Raw genomic sequence first — 18,789 nt, 5'->3', positions numbered from 1 at the left:
GTCAGCGGCCCTCGACCTCCACCGCAGCCTCGCCCGCCTTCTCGTCGGGGGTGACCTCGCTTCCGGCGTCCTCGCCCGGGCGCATCCCGATGCCACGGTCGTACTGCCTGGCCACCATCAGGGCGAGCATCAGGAAGACCAGCAATAGGCCTGCCATGGACCAGGAGACGTAGGTCAGGGTCTGTGTGAGCCTGCTGTGGAAGCGCCAGATCAGGGCCAGCGGCACCGCCATGTAGACGATGGCGTGGGCCAGCAGGACGCCCTGTCGTCGCACGGTGATGAACAGCGTCGCCACCGGTGACGTGACGAAGTTCAGATAGAGCCACGGGACAAGAATTCGGGCGATCTGACCAGCTGGCGCCCACTGGGCACCCAGCACGAAGGGGAACAGCCAGGGTGCCAACAGCCAGATGAGTCCGAAGGGGATGACCCCGATGGCCAATGAGCGCAGGATGGCGTTGCGCACCACGGCGAACATGGACCCCCGGCGGGTGGTCGCGAGCTTCTGGAAGAAGACCTGGGACAAGGCCTGGTTGATGAGACCCATCGGCATGGACAACAAGCGCCAAGCCTGACCGAACTGGCCGAGGACAGCCCCGCTGAAGAACATGGCGATCATCACATTGATGCCTTGCAGGCGAACCGTGTCCACCAGGGCATTCGGCCCATTGAGCAAAGGCATCTTGCGGTGCTCGCGAGCCATCGCCAAGGCTGAGTCCTCGGGCTGTGGCTTCGTCTCGTGGCGGGTGAGGCGGTACAGGTTGAGGAAGCTGAACCACTGGCCCACGATGGGGCCGAGCACCAGGCCCAATGGGCCGGGCAGGGGGAGCAGCCCGGCACCAAGTTGGACACCATTGGTGCCGATCGACTGACCCATCCGGTTGCGCGCCATCTCCTTGTAGCGCTGGCGGCGGTTCAGCCAGTACTGGCGGCTGGAGATCTGTGTCATGCCCAGGGCCAGCAGGCCGACCAGAGGCAGATAGGGCTTGATGTCCGGCTGACCCATGGCTCGTGACAGCGGTCCCGCCCAGATGATGAAGACCAGGCTGGCCAGGAGACTTGTGCACAAGGCGATGCGGCTCGCCAGCTTCACCAGGCCGCGGGCGTCCGAGTCCTTCTCCGGCACGACGACGGCCATGTCATAGCGCAGCGCGGCGACGGTGGTGATGCCTTGGGCCAGGGCCATGAACAGGGTGTAGATGCCGAACTCATGATCGGTGTACATCCGGGCGAGGAAGGGGGTCGCCGCCAGCGGGATCAACTGTGCGACGGCAGTGCCCGTCATCAGGGTCAGGACGTGTTTGAGGAAGGTGTTCGACCTGAGTCGTGCCGCACGGCCCTGGGTCTGGAGTGGCGCTGGGGACTGTGACACGGGTGGGACTCCTGGATGCTCGCTCGGCCGGGTCCGGCGGCCCAGACGTCCACGAAGCCTACACTTCTACATCATGGACACGGCTCGCATGAACAGGATCCGCGACTGGCTTGGGTGGCTCCTGGTGCCCACTGTCCTCGTGATGGAGGTCTTCGACCTCCGTAGCGGGGTCAACGGACGGCCGTCGTTGATCAGCGCCTTCCTAGTGGGGTTCGCGCTGCTGGCACTGGTCTGTCTGCCGTGGAGTGTCGCGGCCTGGCGGCGAATGAGCCGCGAGGTGCGCTGGATGGCTCTCGGCTTCCTGACGCTGATGGCCTATGCGATGTGCACTGCATCCACCATGACGCCACCCATCATCCAACGCACTCGGATGACGCGCGGCGTGTTGGTCGTCCCCGTCGTCACGGCGGTGGTCACGATGCTCGCGGCCTTTGGGATGGCGGCTGTGGTGCGTCGGATCCAGCTGTGGGTGACCTGCTGGGTGGTTCTGGTGGCCTCGGTGGCCACCTGGCCTCGAGCCGTTCGCGTCCATGAGTCCGTCCGCATCTCCACGGGCATGGGGGGCGCGGCGGTCTACCACGTGGTGCTGCTGACCTGCCTCGCCTTCTTCCTCGGCTGTGCGCTCCAGGGTTGGCGCCGGATCCCCAGTGTCGTCGGTGCCGTGGCCTCGGCGGCGCTGGTGGTGGCCGTGGGCTCCCGGGCGGGCTTCATGTGCATGATGGCCTTCGGCTGCCTGGCCGCAGCGTGGGGGCTGCAGCAGGGTTTCGGCCGATGGGTCGGCCGACTGACCGTGGTCAGCGTGGGCGTCCTGGCGGTGTTGATCGCCACGGTTCCTTCGCTCCAGCGGTTGCTGCTCTTCTCCGAACCCCGCCGCCAGGCGAACCTGGTGGTGGCGCTCCGGGTGTGGCGTGAATCTCTGCGATCGGTGGTGCTGGGTGTCGGGTCCGGACACCTGTGGCCCTGGTACTCGCTGGACATCAAGATGATCCCTGCGCCGGGTTCCATGATGGTGGTGACCGCCTACGGCAAGACCCTGAACAGCCCACACTCGACGCTGCTGGCGGTGCTGGTGGAGCTGGGCCTGGTGGGCTTCGTCGTGCTCCTGGCGGTTCTGGGCCTGCTCGGTTGGCGGATGCTGCGGTTGTGGACCGGCAAGGACCGGATCGGACATGCCGTGTCCCTGGCCCTGGTGGCCAGCCTGCTGGCCTTCTTCTTCGACACCTACCTGCTCAAGAACTTTGGCGTCAGCTTCTGGTGGTGGTTGATGCTCTTCGCCGCCGTCGGTGCCGCTGGTCCGCGCGGCACCGACGCGGTGATCACTTCCGACGAGAGCTGACCTTCGCCGGTTGGTGGTCCAGGACCAGCCCCGCGAAGGGAGCGTGCACGGAGTCCAGCAGGGCGACGGCCTCCCGGACGTCCGACTCGCGCGAGCTGCCGGCCCGGGTCACCAGGACCGTGCCCCCGACGGCGGTGGCGCACAGCGCAGCATCGGAGTGGTCCAGGAGACCGGAACTGGCGACGACGATGTGCGTGTGGTCGCCAGCCTGCCCGAGCAGGGTCGCAAACCGATCAGCGGAAAGCAGCTCGGCCGGGTTGGGAGGCAGGGCCCCACTGCTCAGCACGGACAGTCCGTCAGTGCGCGAGATCTCGGGGACATCGGTCTGGCCGCTGAGGAATTCGGACAGCCCGGGGCCGCTGACGCCGAGCTGACGGGTGATCAGACCATGGCGCAGGTCGGCGTCCACCAGCAGGACCCGGTTGCGGGAGTCGGCTGCCAGGGCCTGTGCAGTGGCGACGGCTGTGGCTTCCGCGCCGTCGTCGTCGCGGGCGGCGGCCAGCAGGATCCGGGCCGGCTCGCCCAGCTGCAGGAAGGGGATGGCGCGGGCCAGCAGGGCCGCGTCCTGGGGCTCGTGCAGTTCGGCCAGCACGGAGGAATCGTCCAGCTCCGAGAGGTCCGACGCGACGCGCACCTTGTTGTCCAGCAGCGCGCGCACGAGGAGCCAGGCGATGAGGGTCATCAGCCCCACCATCGCGCCCTTCATCAGGGAGGAGATGGGGGTGGGGGCGCTTCCGGGGGTCTCCAGCGTGTTCACGGTCTGCTGCACCACGGAGATGCGCGGCTGGGTGCCCACCTTGTCCGTGGTCTGGTCGACGGCCTGTTCCAGGAGCTTGCCGGCCTCGGTGACCACCTGGGTTGCCTTGGCCTCGTCGGCGTCCTTGTAGGAGATCGTGGCGAGCATGTTGGTCCGCGGGGACACGACGGTGAGGTTTGCCGCCAGCGCGGGCTGCCCAAGCTTCACAGTCTCCGCCAGCGGGACGGTGATCACGGGCTGGTTCACCATGCTGGTGTAGCTGCTGGCCAGTGTTGTGGCGTAGTTCGTGGCCAGACTGGGATCCTGCACCTTCTCCATGCCCGCTACCTGGAAGAGGATCTGGTTGGAGGCCGTGTACGTGGGCTTGACGAGGAGGTAGCTCCCCAAAGTCGTCAGGAGGCCGAGCACGGCGCCGGCCACCAGGGCCGGGACCACATTTCGTCGCAGGGAACGCAGGATTCGATTGAGCTTCATGGATTCGCTTCCGGATGTCGTGTGGGGCAGCCCTTACACGCAGGGTGTTCGTATGATAGCTGTCCGCTCGATTCCGTCTCGTAGGATGACGACCATGGCCAAACCGCTTGTTGCGTGGGTGACGACCCGCTTTCCCCATGGGCTCGGTGAGCAGTTCATCACTGCAGAGATCGACGCGTGGCGCGATGCCGACGCCCGGGTGGTCATCGTTCCCGGTGCCATGGGAGGCCCGGCCCGCCCACTGCCCGAGGGCTTCGAGGTCGACGACGTGCTGACTCGCGCCTGGGCTTCGCGGGCCACGCTGCTGCGCGCGGCCGCGGCAGCCATGCGGGACCCTGCGCTGCGCACCGAACTCGCGGACCTGCGCGCTCGTGGCGTCCTGACGCGCAGGAGTGCCGTGATCGCCCTGCGTGCGGTCGCGCAGGCCCGGATCGTGCAGGCAGCACTGGCGGACCTCGCGGCACGGCGCGGCACCATCGACGTCGCCTATACGTACTGGCTCAAGCCGCACACCAGTGGCGCGGTGCGCGCCCGGGACGAGGGACACGTGCGGCACGTCATCTCCCGCGCGCACGGGAGTGACCTGTACGAGGAGACGAGGCCCGCCCACTACAACCCCTTGGTGCGCACAGTGGGTGCCGGCCTCGACTGCCTGTACCCCATCAGTGAGCAGGGCTGCGGCTATGTGCAGCAGACCTATGGGATTCGTCCGGAGCGGGTTCGTCGGGGACGTCTGGGCACCCGCATCCCGAGTCCCCGGATCGAGGTGGCTCCCGGGGAGCCCGGCGAGGTGAGCCTGCTGTCGGTCAGCAGCATCACCCCTGTCAAGCGCCTGGACCTGGTGGTCGATGCCATTGCCCATGTTGCCCGCGGGGTCGAGGGCCGGGCCGTGGTCCGCTGGCGTCACTACGGAAGCGGCTTCCAGCAGGACCAGATCGAACGACGGGTCGCCGAGGTGCTTGAGCCGCTTGGTGTTCGGACGGAGTTCATGGGCCTGGTCCCGCACGAGGACCTGCTCGAAGCCCTGGCCCACCAGCCCGTGGACCTGATGCTGAATCTCAGCTCCTCCGAGGGTGTCCCGGTCTCCATCATGGAGGCTCAGGTGCGGGGCATCCCCTGTCTGGCAACGGATGTCGGCGCGACGCGAGAAGTGCTGGGTGAGGATTCTCCCTATCTCGTCCCGTCGGACGCGAACGCCGAGGAGATTGGACGCCGCGTGCTGGACCTGTTGGAGGATGCCCGCAGCGCCGCGCGCCGCACTGCGGTGCGGGAGATCGTCGAGGAGCGCTTCGATGCCGCGCGCAACTTCCCGGCCTTCGTGAGCGACGTCCTGGAACGCGTGGCCCGCCCGTGACCCGCCGCGCCGCCCTCCTGCTGGTCTTCCTCTTCCCCCTGGCCACCTCGCTCGGGCCGATCGTGCGCGTCGGACCCTTCGCCGTCGCGCGAGTGGTCACCCTCGCCCTGGTGGGCCTGGCGGGTCTGATCGTCCTACGTCGCCGCGAACTGCCCCATGTCGCGGTCTGGACGCTGACCTACACCTGTCTGTGGCTCGGCTGGGGCTTTGCCCGGGAAACATCGGGCGAGGGGGCCAAGGAGTTGCTGTCAGTCGCGGTGGGCATGCTGACCGCCGTCGCGGTCGTGGCAGTCGCCGGCGGAGCTGCCGGTGGGGAGCGGGACAGTGCCGCCGACTGGCTGCGGGTCTACACGCGTGGCTGGTTCCTGGCCTGGTTGTGCACCAGCGTCCCGGCCGTCTGGGAGATCGCCACGGGCAAGCACCTGTGGAACTACCGCTCGGATGCCGCGGAGTGGATTCGCGAATCAGCCACGGACATCGCCTCCTACATGGTCAATCCCAACCTGTTCGCCTTCTTCCTCGTCTCCGCGATGGCGATGTTGATGGTGGGCCACGCACTTGAGCGGGGGTGGTGGCGCCGGGCGTACGCGCTGGCCATCTGCTTGACGCCGGCCATCTGCTTCCCCACGAACTCGAGGCTCCTGCAGCTGGTCTCGCCTGTCCTGTTGCTGTGGTTCCTCGCCCAGTTCCCCGCATTCTGGACCTGGGCCAGACGCGCGGCCCCCCTCGTGGTGGTTGCCATCCTGGGCCTTGCCTGGACCGTCATGACGACGCCGGGCAGCGAGCCCAAGCCCGACGTAGGTTCCACTGCCCAACGCGAGGCGCTGTACCGCAACGGCTGGTACTTGCTGTGGCGGACCCTGGGCCTGGGAACGGGCCCAGGACGGTTCGAGGAGGACCTGCGTTCGGGCGTCGCTCCCTTCGACACCTACGGCGGCCCCGTCAATCCACACTCCGGACTCTTCGAGACCGCCAGCCAGTACGGTGTCGGGATCGCCGCGTTGGGGCTGGCGCTGCTGCTCGTCGTCGGGATCCTGACCTGGCCCGCGGTACAGCGCAGGTGGCAGGACCCCATGCAGCACTCGATGCGCTGGAGCCTGCTGGCCCTCGTCGTGGTGTGCCTGCCGATGAGTTTCGCGAACTCGACCTGGCTCGACTCGTCCACGGCCTTTGCCCAGTTGGCGGGCATCTGCCTGGCCACCCACGTGCTGCTGGTCAACCGGGCCGAACCACTTCCTCGGTGGAGTTCGCAGCCGTCCGGCCCGCAACGGTTGCCGCGACTTCTGGCGCGGGCAGCCAGTCACGGAACCAACGCGCGATAGCCTGTGACGAGGAACCGACTTGCCGTGGAGGCCCAGTGAGCAACGTACGCATTCAACCCACCGCCGACATGGATGAGGGCGTCACCATCGGTGACGGTTCGTCCATCTGGCACCTGGCGCAGGTGCGTCACGGTGCGGAGCTCGGTGAGAACGTCATCGTCGGGCGCGGTGCCTACATCGGCGAGGGCGTCCACGTCGGCAACAACTGCAAGATCCAGAACTACGCCCTGGTCTACGAGCCGGCGTATCTGGAGGACGGTGTCTTCATCGGCCCTGCGGTGGTGCTGACCAATGACCACTTCCCGCGCGCCATCAACCCCGATGGCACCGTCAAGAGCGCGTCGGACTGGGAGCCCGTGGGTGTGACGCTCAAGGAGGGCTGCTCCATTGGCGCCCGCACCACCTGCGTTGCCCCGGTGACCGTGGGCCGGTGGGCCACTGTCGCGGCCGGTTCGGTCGTCGTCAAGGACGTCCCTGACTACGCACTGGTCGCCGGCGTGCCGGCGCGGCGGATCAAGTGGGTGGGCCGTTCCGGCTTCCCGCTGGTCGAGGACGGCACCGACGAGAATGGCAAGAAGCAGTTCCGCGACGAGAAGACCGGCGACGTCTTCGTCGAGGACAACGAAACCCTGACTCTGGTGTCGGAAGCCTCCGTCACCACCAACACGGAGGAAACAAAGTGACTGAAGCGTTCATCCCGCCGGCCAAGCCGATCATTGGTGAGGACGAGATCGAGGCCGTGACCCGTGTGATGCGGTCCGGCATGGTGGCCCAGGGCCCGGAGGTCGCGGCCTTCGAGACCGAGTTCAGCGAGCACTTCGGCCTGGGCCGGGCCAGCGTGGCTGTCAACTCTGGCACCTCCGCCCTGCACATCGGCCTGTTGGCCGCCGGTATCCAGGCCGGCGACGAGGTCATCGTCCCGTCCTTCACCTTCGCGGCGACGGCGAACTCGGTGGCGCTGACCGGCGCCACCCCCGTCTTCGCGGACATCGAGCCGGGCAGCTTCTGCCTGGATCCCGCGTCGGTGGAGGCGTCGATCACGGACAAGACCAAGGCCATCATGCCGGTGCACCTGTACGGCCACCCGGCCAACATGAAGGCCCTGCGGGAGATCGCCGACAAGCATGGTCTGCAGCTCTTCGAGGATGCCGCGCAGGCGCATGGTGCGTCGCTGCACGGCACCCCGGTGGGTTCCTTCGGCACCTTCGGTGCGTTCAGCCTGTACCCGACCAAGAACATGACCTCGGGTGAGGGAGGCATGATCACCGTCGGTGATGCCGAGGTGGAGCGTCGCTGCCGCCTGTACCGCAACCAGGGCATGTTGAAGCAGTACCACAACGAGGTCGTGGGCCTGAACAACCGGATGACCGACATCCACGCCGCCATTGGCCGGGTGCAGCTGACCAAGGTTGGTGACTGGACCAAGAAGCGTCAGGAGAATGCGGCCTTCCTGTCGCTGAATCTGCAGGGTGTCACCCCGCCGCCGGTGGCCGAGGGTGCGGTGCACGTCTACCACCAGTACACGGTGCGCGTCCCCGAGGACCGCGACGTCTTCTCCGCCGCGTTGAAGGAGCAGTTCGGTGTTGGTTCGGGCATGTTCTACCCGGTGCCGAACCACCGTCTGCAGCCTTTCCAGAGCGCCGTGGACCTGCCGGAGACGGAGAGGGCCGCCAAGGAGTGCCTGAGTCTTCCGGTGCACCCGTCGCTGAGCCAGGCTGATCTTGAGCGCATCGTCACCGCCGTGAACACCCTCGCCAAGGCAGGTTCGTGAGCATGGCAGATCTTCGTGCAGGCCTGATCGGCCTGGGCATGATGGGCCGTCACCATGCCCGCAACCTGCGCGCCATCGACGGCGTGCAGCTGGTGGGCGTCGCGGACGCGATGGGTGATCCCCATGGCGTCGCCGGTGACCTGGAGATCAAGAAGTCCATCGACGAGCTGATCCAGGTGGGCCTGGACTACTGCGTCGTGGCTGCCCCGACCGTCTACCACGACGAGATCGGCACCAAGCTGGCCGAGGCCGGTGTGCACGCGCTGATCGAGAAGCCGCTGGCGAAGGACACCGCGTCGGCCAAGGGCCTGGCGGAGTTGTTCAAGGCCAAGGGCCTGGTGGGTGCTGTCGGTCACATCGAGCGGTACAACCCGGCGCTGCAGAACCTGCGCAAGCGCCTCGAGGCCGGCGAGCTGGGCGACCTGTACCAGGTGGCGACCCGTCGTCAGGGTCCCTTCCCGAACCGGATCGCCGACGTCGGCGTGATCAAGGATCTCGGCTCGCATGACATCGACCTGACCGCGTGGGTGACCCAGCGTGACTACGAGCTGGTTGCGGCCCGTTCGATGTTCAAGTCCGGCCGTCAGTACGAGGACATGGTCTCGGCCACCTGCCAGATGTCCGGCGGTCTGATGTCGAACCACCTGGTGAACTGGCTGACGCCCACCAAGGAGCGGTTGTGCATCGTCACCGGTGAGAAGGGCATGTTCGTCGCGGACACCCTGACCGCAGACCTGACCTTCTACGGCAACGGGCTGCAGGTGGACACCTGGGACGGCCTGGCGCAGTTCCGGGGCGTGTCCGAGGGCGACGTCACCCGCTTCGCCATCGCCAAGCCGGAGCCGTTGCGCACCGAGCACGAGAACTTCCGTGACGCGGTGCTGGGCAAGGACGCGGACATCGTCACCCTGGAACAGGGTGCCCGCGTGGTGCAGGTCTGCGAGGCCATGATCGAGAGCTCGAAGACCAACGAGTTCGTCAAGATCAGCTGAGCACGCGGACAACGCAAGAACGTTCCCCGAGCTTGTCGAGGGGGTGGGCTCGTCGGAGCAGTCCGGCGGGCCCTTCGTCTGCCGCGGCCGGATCCCTGACCCGTCGAGCCAGTAGAAACGGGCCATGGCGATTCCCCTGGAGAATGCCACGCCCATGACGATGCTCGCAGAACGATTCTATGTCGAGAGTCGGTGGGGACCTTCATGGAGATGGGACTGCGACGCAAGCACGTGATCGGCCACCTGGGCTACCAGGTGCAGGACATCGCCATGCTCGCGGAGCTGGTCGCCCATGACCGCCTCGACCTCTCGGAGTCGATCACCGCCTGGTGCCCCTGGCCGAGGTGGAGCGGGGCATCGAGATGCTGCGTACGCGGGAGGGAAAGCCGATCCTTATCCTCGTCCAGCCATGACGCACGTCATTACCGTGATGCTCGTGGTGCGCCGGTAGACTCGCTGAAGACTTCCGGCGCGCCCCCGCGTCACATGAAAGGACCTCCATGAAGATCGCTGTCATCGGGATGGGCAAGATTGGCCTTCCGCTCGCCGTCCAGTTCGCGTCCAAGGGCCATGAGGTCTTCGGTGTCGACGTGCAGCAGAGGGTTGTCGATGTCATCAATTCCGGCCACGAGCCCTTCCCGGGCGAGGCCCACCTGGAGGAGAAGCTCAACGAGCTGGTGCCCGCTGGCAAGCTGAAGGCCACCACGGACTACTCCGAGGCCATCCCCGGCATCGACGCGATCGTGATCGTGGTCCCGCTGTTCGTCAACGACGAGACCTGGCAGCCCGACTTCGCGTGGATGGAGGACGCCACCCGCTCCTTCTCCGAGCACCTGACCCCTGGCACGCTGATCTCGTACGAGACCACCCTGCCCGTCGGCACCACCCGCAACCGGTGGAAGCCGATGATCGAGGAACTGTCGGGCCTGAGCGAGGGCACCGACTTCCACCTGGTCTTCAGCCCCGAGCGTGTGCTGACCGGTCGCGTCTTCGCCGACCTGCGCAAGTACCCCAAGCTGGTCGGCGGCCTGAGCCCGGAGGGCACCCAGAAGGCCATCGACTTCTACGAGCAGGTCCTCGACTTCGACGAGCGTCCCGACCTCGACACCCCCAATGGTGTCTGGGACCTGGGCACCGCCGAGGCCGCCGAGATGGCCAAGCTCGCCGAGACCACCTACCGTGACGTCAACATCGGCCTGGCCAACCAGTTCGGCAAGTTCGCCGAGAAGAATGGCATCGACGTCTTCAAGGTGATCAAGGCCAGCAACTCGCAGCCCTACAGCCACATCCACCTGCCCGGTATCGCCGTGGGTGGGCACTGCATCCCGGTCTACCCGCGCCTGTACCTCTACACGGATCCGGATGCGACGATCGTGCGGACCGCGCGTGAGGCGAACATGACCATGCCGGAGCACGCCGTGACCCTGGTGGAGGGTGCGCTGGGTGGTCTGGAGGGCAAGAAGGTCCTCATCCTGGGTGCCTCCTACCGTGGCAAGGTCAAGGAGACCGCCTTCAGCGGTGTCTTCCCCACCTTCCAGGTGCTCAGCGCCCGTGGCGCGGTGGCCACCGTGTCCGATCCGATGTACACCGCCGATGAGCTGGCCAAGCTCAACCTGAACCCCTACACCGAGGGTGACCAGGTGGATGCCGTGATCGTGCAGGCCAACCACCCCGAGTTCAGCAGCGTCGGCAAGGACGCCTTCCCCGGCGTGCAGGTGCTGGTCGACGGCCGCAACTGCACCGACGCCAGCAAGTGGGAAGGCGTCAAGCGCTTCGTGATCGGCGACGGCGAGACCTCGGCATGACCCAGCGAATCGCGCATCTCACCACCGTCCACCGGCCGCGGGACAACCGCATCTTCAACAAGGAGTGTTGTGCCCTGGCCGCCGATGGCCTCGACGTGACGCTCATTGCCACCGACGCGGGCACCGAGGATGTCGATGGGGTGCACATGGTGGAGCTCCCGCGGGTCAAGGGCCGCGCCCAGCGACTGGTCCTCGCGCAGGTCAACGCATGGCGCAAGTTGCAGCAGGTCAAGCCCGACCTGCTGCACATCCACGACCCGGAGCTGATTCCCCTGGGCATCGCATGGAAGCTCCTGCACCGCAACAAGTTGGTCTTCGACTCCCACGAGATCCTCGTGGACCAGGTGGCCGACAAGAGCTATCTCAATCCTGTGATGAAGGTGGTCGTACGAAACTACGCCCGCTTCCTGCTGAACAGCGCCTCGCGATTCTGCGACGGGATCGTCGCGGCCACACCCGTGATCGGCAAGCAGTTCGCCAATGACCACATCCAGGTTGTGGAGAACTACCCGTGGGTGCGGGAGTATGGCGTTCCCGACGGAACCAGTGAGGTCCCTGGCCGCGTCATCTACGCCGGCGGACTGGTGAAGCCCCGCTACATCGAGACGATCGTGCGAGCGGTGCAGCAGGTCCCCGAGGCGCATCTTGTGCTGGCCGGCTGGCCGGATGCGCCCACCAAGGAGCTCCTGGACAGCGTGGAGGACGACCCTCGGATCGACTACCGCGGGGTCGTAGAGACCCGCGACGTGCCCGCACTGGTGGCCACCGGTTCCATCGGCACCGTGCTCTTCCCGAACCTGGCGCACTATGCCGAGTCCGTGCCCACCAAGATGTTCGAGTACATGGCGGCCGGGATCCCCTTCGTTGCGTCTGACATGGCGCACTGGCGCCGGCTGCTGGACGGTCAGGATGTCTGCCTGTTCGTGGACCCGAACGATGTCGACGAGGTGGCCGAGGCCATCCGCACCCTGGTGAAGGACGATGAGCTCCGCCACAGGCTGGGCAGGAATGGGCGCAGGGCGGTGGAGACCCGCTTTGCCTTCGAGAAGGAGGCCGAGGGTCTCGCGGCCTTCATCCGGCAGCTGCTGGCCTCCTGAACAAGCCTGAACACCGCCGGGCCGCCCGCTGTCGGGCGGCCCGGCGGCGTTGTCAGCGGGACTTCCTTCTGCGGGGGACGGGCCCAAGGTCTTCCTTCTACCGTGGCGGCGGCTCATGCCTACGGTTGGGCCAACAATGTCAGTGGCTGGCCCTACTCTGGGTCCTGACGCAACAGGTGCGTCGCATCTCCCTGGAGGACGACATGACCCAGCCCGGCAGCCCCACCTGGATGGACCTCGGCACCGACGACGTGGAGGGCGCCAAGGCCTTCTACACCGCCCTGTTCGGCTGGGACTTCCTGGACCAGGGTCCCGACTTCGGCGGCTACCTGATGATCAAGCAGGGCGACGCTTTAGTCGGCGCCGCGATGAGCTCCAGGATGACCCCGGAGGGTCCGGTCGACGAGCCGCAGTTCCCCACCAGCTGGACCATCTATCTGCGCGTCGAGGACATCGACGCGGCGCTGGCCAAGGTGGAGCCCCACGGCGGGTCCGTGATGGTGCCGGCCATGGAGGTGGGCGACGCGGGGAAGATGGCCGTCGTGACCGCCGCGGACGGTGCGGTGGTGGGCCTGTGGCAGCCCAAGGACTTCGAGGGCTACGACTTCACCGGCCAGCCCGGGAGCCCCGTCTGGTTCGAGACCATGAGCAAGGACTATGACGCTGCCGCGGCCTTCTACACCGAGGTCTTCGGCTGGACCATCACCCCGATGGGGCAGATTCCGGAGGGGCAGCCGCGCTATGCCACCAATGGCGAGGGCAGCGCCGCTTCCGCGGGCATCTGCGAGGCCACCACCTTCCTGCCCGACGGCGTCCCCAGCTACTGGCGGATGTACCTGGCCGTGGAGGACTGTGACGCCGCTGCGGCGAAGGTCCAGGAGCTGGACGGCACGCTGCTGGACGGCCCGATGGACTCTCCCTTCGGACGGCTCGCGACCGTCACGGACCCCCAGGGCGGCATGTTCCAGGTGATCAAGCCCTCCTTCTGAGGGGCGCCCATCCCACCTGTCGGACACCTCCCTTGGGGTGGGGTTGGCCAACTGCCATCTGGCAAGAGATCTCGCGGCCGGACATCCCACCGTAACCAAGATTTGGATGAGTGTGCCGAATGGTGAGACGAGAGCGGTAGCATTTGCCCTCGTGTCACATGAAACCAGCACCATCCCGGCCGATGCTCAGCTCGTCGACGCCCACAGCGATGAGAATGCCCTGCATCGGGGGCTGACCAGCGGCCAGGTGGCCATGATCGGGCTGTCCGGTGCATTGGGTACCGGACTCTTCCTCGGATCGGGGTCCATGATCGCCGAGGCGGGACCCGGCGTCATCCTCAGCTACACCCTCACCGGCCTGCTCTCGCTGGCCGTGATCTGGGCCCTGGCGGAGATGACCGTCGTGCACCCCGTCGCCGGAGGCTTTGGTGCCACCGCCCACGCCTATCTGGGCCCGATCGGCGGCTGGTTCATGCGCTGGAATGTCGCCGTGGTGATGTGCATCGCCGTCGGCGTCGAGGTGGTGGCCACCGGCACCTACCTCAAGTACTACTGGCCGGGGATGAGCATCGGCCTGGGCACGGTGCTCGCCTCCCTGCTGATCGTCGCCATCAACCTCGCCACCGTGAAGGTCTATGGCAAGAGCGAGTACTGGTTCAGCATGGTCAAGGTGGCCATGGTCGTGGTCTTCATCGCGCTGGGTCTGGTGCTGATCTTCTTCGGCCTGCCCCACCAGCCGAAGACCGGGCTGGGGAACCTCACCGGGGGTCAGGGATGGAAGGGCTTCGCTCCCCATGGCATCTCGGGCATCCTGGTGGGCGCCGTGATGGCCGTCTTCAGCTTCGGCGGCGCCGAGAACGTCGCCGTGGCCGCGGCGGAGAGTGAGAACCCCGAGCGCGACGTCCCGCGCGCCGCCAAGGCCATGGTCGTGCGCCTGGTGCTGTTCTACGTCGGTGCCATCGCCATCGTCGTCACCCTGCAGCCCTGGAAGCTCTCGGCCGCCAGCGGTGGCACCGTGAGCGAGAGCCCCTTCGTGAAGGTGCTGAGTCTGGTCAACGTGCCGCACGCCGCCGGCATCATGAACTTCATCCTGATCACGGCCGCGCTGAGCGCCGGAAATGGTTGCCTGTACGCGTCGACGCGCATGCTGCACTCCTTGGCGCTGGACCGGCTCGCACCCCGCTTCGTCGCCAGGACCTCCGCCCACGGCGCTCCCCGCTATGCGGTGGCCCTGGCGGCGCTGGGCATGGTCTTCGGCGTCCTTCATCTCCATCAAGTATCCGGACAGCGCCTTCATGATCCTCTACGGCATCCTGATCTTCGGTCTGCTCACCACCTGGTTCCTGATCATGGTCACCTATGTCGGTTTCCGTCGAGGCCGGATCCGCCTGGGGCTGCCCAAGGCCAGCGCACGTCTCTTCGGTGGCGAGCTGACCGCCTTCGTGGCGCTGGCCTTGATGGCCGCGATCTACGTGGCGATCGGCTTCATCAAGAGCCTGTCCTTCGCCCTGCCCTATGGCCTGGCCTACGTCATCTTCCTGGCGGTCGCGTACTTCTTGGTCCGGATCAAGGTGCGCGCCTTCGGCCCGAGTGTCCTCGACGACGAACTGGTCGAACGCGCCCAGGCCGGCACCCTGCCGGACAATGCCGAGGCCCGCGCACGGTCGCAACACGCCCTGGTCCGCATCGAGCGGGTGCACGGCATGCAGGCCGCCGCGAACGACGGCCAGATCCCCCCAGCTCCTCTCAACTGATCCCATCCCTTACCCGACAGGACCCACCATGTCGTCCACCAGCACCGACGAGACTCGTCTGCAGCGCGGCCTGACCAGCGCACAAGTGTCCATGATCGGCCTGTCCGGGGCCCTGGGGACCGGGCTCTTCCTGGGCTCCGGCTCGATGATCGGCGTTGCCGGTCCGGGCGTGATCCTGTCCTACACGCTGACCGGCCTGCTCTCTCTGGTGGTGGTCTGGGCCCTGGCGGAGATGACCGTGGTGCACCCCGTCGCCGGTGGCTTCGGCGCTATCGCCCATGGCTACCTCGGCCCGCTGGGTGGCTGGCTGATGCGCTGGAATGCCGCCATCGTGCTGTGCATCGCCGTCGGGGCGGAGGTGGTGGCCACCGGCACCTACCTCACCTGGTGGTGGCCCCAGCTCGGGGTTGGGCTGGGCACCGTGCTGTCCAGCGTGGTGATCATCCTGATCAACATGGCCACGGTGAAGGCCTACGGCCATTCCGAGTACTGGTTCAGCATCATCAAGGTGGCCATGGTGGTGCTCTTCATCGCCCTTGGTGTGGTGCTCATCTTCTTCGGTCTGCCCGGCACTGCGGCCATCGGCACCGGGAACCTGACCCAGGGCAAGGGTTGGGCCGGATTCGCGCCGGCCGGTCTGGGCGGCATCCTCACCGCCGCGGTGATGGGCATCTTCTCCTTTGGCGGCGTGGAGAGCGTCTCCGTCGCTGCGGCGGAGAGTGCGAACCCGGGGCGCGACGTCCCGCGCGCGGCCCGCGCCATGATCCTGCGCCTGGTGCTCTTCTACATCGGGGCGGTGGCCATCGTCGTCACCCTGCAGCCCTGGCAGAAGACGGCCGCCGGTTCGGGTGGTGTCACAGAGAGCCCCTTCGTGACGGTGCTCAGTCTGGTCAACGTTCCGCACGCCGCGGACGTGATGAACTTCGTCCTGATCACTGCGGCTCTCAGCTCCGCCAATGGCTGCCTCTACGGCTCCGCGCGGATGCTGCACTCGCTGGCCTCCGACGGCCTGGCCCCTCGTGTCTTCGCGCGGACCTCGCGCCAGGGTGCCCCCCGTCTGGCCGTCACGCTGGCCACGCTCGGCATGGTCGTCGCATCGGTCCTGGCCATCACCCGGCCCGATGACGCCTTCATGGCCCTGTTCGGCATCCTGGTCTTCGGCACCCTGTTCACCTGGCTGATGGTGTGCGTGCTGTTCATCGTCTTCCGCCGCACGCGCGCCCGGCTGGCGCTGCCGGACTCCCCGGCCCGGATGATCGGCGGGGTGGTGCCGGCGGCGCTGGCGCTGGTGGTCATCGTCGCCTGTTTCGTGAAGCTCGCCTCCATCAAGGGCCTGTCGATCGCCCTGCCCGCCGGCCTGCCCTATGTCGCGGTGCTGCTGGCGCTGGGGCTCGTGGTGACGCGGCGTGTGCGGTCCGCGGGAAGCGTCCTCGACGACGAGCTCGCCTCCCGCTGAGCCGTCGCCTTGGCACTAGGATGAACCTGCCGTTACACCCCAGAGGAGATCCATGCGCGTCGTCAGCATCGTCGGAGCCCGTCCCCAGTTCGTGAAGCTGGCCCCCGTCGCGAAGGCACTCGCGGCCGCCGGGATCGACCACAAGATCGTGCACACCGGACAGCACTACGACGTGAACATGTCCGACGCCTTCTTCGTCGACCTCGGCATTCCGAACCCCGACGTGCACCTCGGGGTGGGTTCCGGCACGCATGGCGCGCAGACCGGTTCCATGCTGGCCCAGATGGATGCAGCCTTCGCCGAGCTCGAGCCCGACTGGGTGCTGGTCTACGGCGACACCAACTCCACCATCGCCGGAACCCTGGCCGCGGTGAAGATGCACATCCCCACCGCCCACCTCGAGGCCGGGCTGCGCTCCTTCAACCGCCGGATGCCGGAGGAGCACAACCGGGTGATGACCGACCACGCCGCGGACATCTGCCTGGCCCCCACCGAGGTGGCCGTGCAGCACCTGACCGAGGAGGGTCTCAAGGAGCGCGCAGTGCTCGTCGGCGACGTGATGGTGGACGTCTGCTTCCAGGTGCGCGACGCCGTCAAGGACCGTCCGGTGGCCATCGAGGGAATAAACGACGGCGACGAGTTCATCCTCGCCACCATCCACCGCGCCGACAACACCGACGATCCGGCGCGCCTCAAGACCATCCTGGAGAGCCTCGCGTCGCTCCCGGTCAAGACCATCCTCCCGGTGCACCCCCGCCTGCGGGCCAAGGCCGCCGAGTTCGGCCTGGACATCCAGGCCGGCAACCTGGTGGCCGTCGACCCGCTGGCATACCCGGACATGGTCAATGCCGTCGTGAAGTCCGTCGGCGTCGTCACGGATTCGGGCGGCCTGCAGAAGGAGGCCTACCTGCTGGGCGCTCCGTGCACCACGCTGCGTACCGAGACCGAGTGGGTGGAGACGCTGGAGGGTGGCTGGAACATCCTTGATCCGGACCTGACCCGGGTGGCCACCACGGCCGTGCGTCCGCGGCCCACCTCCGATCGTGGTACCCCCTACGGCACGGGTCACGCGGCCGAGGAGGTCGCCAAGGCATTGCAGGCCTACCGCGTCGACGCGGCAGGGAACCTGGTGGGCCCCACGGCGTGAAGGGGGATCCGGCTGGGGTGCGCGGGAGGATTGCCCACCTGAGCACCGTCCACCAGTCCTGGGACAACCGCATCCTGAACAAGGAATGCCGAGCCCTGTCCGAGGCGGGTTTCGAGGTCCATCTGGTGGTCTCGGCAGAGCAGGACCGCGTCACCCACGGGGTGCAGGTGCACGCCATCAGGCGGCGTGGCCGCTTCGCCAGGCTGCTGGTTTCCCAGGCCGAGGCATGGCGGGCGCTGGACCGCATCCGGCCGCAGTTGCTGCACTTCCATGATCCGGAGCTGATCCCGATGGCCCTTGCCTATGGCCGTCGGCGCCGGATCCCCGTCGTCTACGACGCCCACGAGGACCTGGTCAAGCAGATCGAGACCAAGCCCTACCTGCGTGGTGTCGCCAAGTACCTGGCGAGGGCGGCCGCGGGGCGGCTGGTGCAGATGGCGGACCGGCGCTGTGACGCCGTGGTGACGGTGATCGACGAGATCGCCGACACCTTCGTCGCGCAGCGCGACGGGGACGAACGGCCCGTCGTGGTGGTCAAGAACCTGCCTTGGGCGGCGGACTTCCCTGCCCGTGAATGGGCGGCGGGGGACCGCACCGTCGTCTACACGGGTGACATCAGCGTCGAACGCGGCCTGGAGCGGATGCTGGATGCCGTCGAGGTGGCCGACGCGCGGCTCGTGACGGCAGGGCGCTGTTTGGTGGACGAGTCACGCCTGACCTCCAGCCCCAGGGTGGAGCACCGGGGTCTGGTGCCACCCGCGGAGCTGCCCGGGATCATCGGTGAGGGACAGGTGGGTCTGGTCCTGCTCAGCCGCCTGCCGAACTACGAGCACTCCCTGCCCACCAAGGTCTTCGAGTACATGGCCTGTGGGGTTCCCTTCCTGGCCAGTGACTTCGCCTACTGGCGTGACCTCTTCGGTGGCCTCGACGCGGGGGTCTTCGTGGACCCGGACGACCGGGGCGCCATCGCCCGCGCCCTGGGCGAGCTGCTGGATGACCCCGAGCGGTGTGCGGTCCTCGGCGGCAACGGGCGCAGGGCGGTGGAGGACGGCTTCGGTTTCGAGGCGGAGTCCGTCAAGCTCGTCGCGCTGGTGGAGCGCCTGCTCACCGCCTGACCAGCGCACCGGCGAGAAAGTCTGGACCCCCATTGCGTGTGGGCGGCA

15 protein-coding genes and 2 pseudogenes are annotated in these 18,789 nt (G+C 67.3%); 15 read left to right on the top strand and 2 right to left on the bottom strand.

Annotated features, from left to right (window positions below):
- Position 1: 1 nt before the first annotated feature.
- A complete protein-coding gene (locus EDD41_RS09515) occupies positions 2–1,372 on the bottom strand; it encodes a lipopolysaccharide biosynthesis protein (RefSeq protein ID WP_123575733.1) in 1,371 nt (456 codons plus the stop codon).
- A gap of 73 nt (positions 1,373–1,445) precedes the next feature.
- Between EDD41_RS09515 and EDD41_RS09510 the strand changes: the two genes are divergently transcribed.
- Positions 1,446–2,708, top strand: coding sequence for an O-antigen ligase family protein (locus EDD41_RS09510; RefSeq protein WP_123575732.1), 1,263 nt, complete (start codon positions 1,446–1,448; stop codon positions 2,706–2,708).
- On the opposite strand, the gene EDD41_RS09505 is transcribed toward EDD41_RS09510, so the two are convergent.
- Positions 2,689–3,939: a hypothetical protein gene (locus EDD41_RS09505; RefSeq protein ID WP_123575731.1), complete on the bottom strand. Its 1,251-nt coding sequence runs from the start codon at positions 3,937–3,939 to the stop codon at positions 2,689–2,691. The genes EDD41_RS09510 and EDD41_RS09505 overlap by 20 nt on opposite strands.
- Before the next feature lie 94 nt (positions 3,940–4,033).
- Here EDD41_RS09505 and EDD41_RS09500 point away from each other — a divergent pair, with 94 nt between their 5' ends.
- The 14 genes and pseudogenes from EDD41_RS09500 to EDD41_RS09445 all read left to right on the top strand — a co-directional run bounded on the left by EDD41_RS09500 (position 4,034) and on the right by EDD41_RS09445 (position 18,741).
- Positions 4,034–5,293 carry a glycosyltransferase gene (locus EDD41_RS09500; RefSeq protein WP_170165308.1) on the top strand — a complete coding sequence of 420 codons (1,260 nt, stop codon included), beginning with the start codon at positions 4,034–4,036 and terminating at the stop codon, positions 5,291–5,293.
- Complete coding sequence (locus EDD41_RS09495) at positions 5,290–6,615, top strand: O-antigen ligase family protein (RefSeq protein ID WP_123575729.1); 1,326 nt, start codon at positions 5,290–5,292, stop codon at positions 6,613–6,615. Before EDD41_RS09500 ends, EDD41_RS09495 begins: the two co-directional genes overlap by 4 nt.
- A 68-nt stretch (positions 6,616–6,683) precedes the next feature.
- Positions 6,684–7,298: an acyltransferase gene (locus EDD41_RS09490; RefSeq protein WP_123576986.1), complete on the top strand. Its 615-nt coding sequence runs from the start codon at positions 6,684–6,686 to the stop codon at positions 7,296–7,298.
- Entirely contained in the window at positions 7,295–8,386 is a 1,092-nt protein-coding gene (locus tag EDD41_RS09485; protein ID WP_123575728.1) for a DegT/DnrJ/EryC1/StrS family aminotransferase, read from the top strand. Before EDD41_RS09490 ends, EDD41_RS09485 begins: the two co-directional genes overlap by 4 nt.
- A gap of 2 nt (positions 8,387–8,388) precedes the next feature.
- Positions 8,389–9,378 carry a Gfo/Idh/MocA family protein gene (locus tag EDD41_RS09480; protein WP_123575727.1) on the top strand — a complete coding sequence of 330 codons (990 nt, stop codon included), beginning with the start codon at positions 8,389–8,391 and terminating at the stop codon, positions 9,376–9,378.
- 216 nt (positions 9,379–9,594) lie between these two features.
- A pseudogene (locus tag EDD41_RS18180) lies at positions 9,595–9,791 on the top strand (zinc-binding dehydrogenase); the annotation flags it as partial.
- An 87-nt stretch (positions 9,792–9,878) separates the two neighbouring features.
- Positions 9,879–11,183, top strand: a complete 1,305-nt coding sequence (locus EDD41_RS09475; RefSeq protein ID WP_123575726.1) for a nucleotide sugar dehydrogenase — start codon at positions 9,879–9,881, stop codon at positions 11,181–11,183.
- Positions 11,180–12,280: a glycosyltransferase family 4 protein gene (locus EDD41_RS09470; RefSeq protein WP_123575725.1), complete on the top strand. Its 1,101-nt coding sequence runs from the start codon at positions 11,180–11,182 to the stop codon at positions 12,278–12,280. The genes EDD41_RS09475 and EDD41_RS09470 overlap by 4 nt, the downstream gene beginning before the upstream one ends.
- A gap of 203 nt (positions 12,281–12,483) precedes the next feature.
- Positions 12,484–13,269 carry a VOC family protein gene (locus EDD41_RS09465; protein ID WP_123576984.1) on the top strand — a complete coding sequence of 262 codons (786 nt, stop codon included), beginning with the start codon at positions 12,484–12,486 and terminating at the stop codon, positions 13,267–13,269.
- Between the two features lie 106 nt (positions 13,270–13,375).
- Positions 13,376–14,473: pseudogene (locus tag EDD41_RS18175) on the top strand (amino acid permease); the annotation flags it as partial.
- Positions 14,474–14,564: 91 nt separating this feature from the next.
- Positions 14,565–15,023 (top strand): hypothetical protein, encoded by a 459-nt coding sequence (locus EDD41_RS17525; protein ID WP_245995604.1) that lies wholly within the window; start codon positions 14,565–14,567, stop codon positions 15,021–15,023.
- Positions 15,024–15,051: 28 nt separating this feature from the next.
- Entirely contained in the window at positions 15,052–16,479 is a 1,428-nt protein-coding gene (locus EDD41_RS09455; RefSeq protein ID WP_123575724.1) for an amino acid permease, read from the top strand.
- A 52-nt stretch (positions 16,480–16,531) separates the two neighbouring features.
- A complete protein-coding gene (wecB, locus tag EDD41_RS09450) occupies positions 16,532–17,626 on the top strand; it encodes a non-hydrolyzing UDP-N-acetylglucosamine 2-epimerase (protein ID WP_123575723.1) in 1,095 nt (364 codons plus the stop codon).
- Positions 17,623–18,741: a glycosyltransferase gene (locus tag EDD41_RS09445; protein ID WP_245995603.1), complete on the top strand. Its 1,119-nt coding sequence runs from the start codon at positions 17,623–17,625 to the stop codon at positions 18,739–18,741. Before wecB ends, EDD41_RS09445 begins: the two co-directional genes overlap by 4 nt.
- Positions 18,742–18,789: the final 48 nt, after the last annotated feature.

It is taken from the genome of Luteococcus japonicus (genome assembly GCF_003752415.1).
Taxonomy (GTDB): Bacteria; Actinomycetota; Actinomycetes; order Propionibacteriales; family Propionibacteriaceae; genus Luteococcus; species Luteococcus japonicus.
The sequence above is the reverse complement of the archived record's forward strand: the minus strand, read 5'-3'. Positions and strand labels throughout refer to the sequence as shown.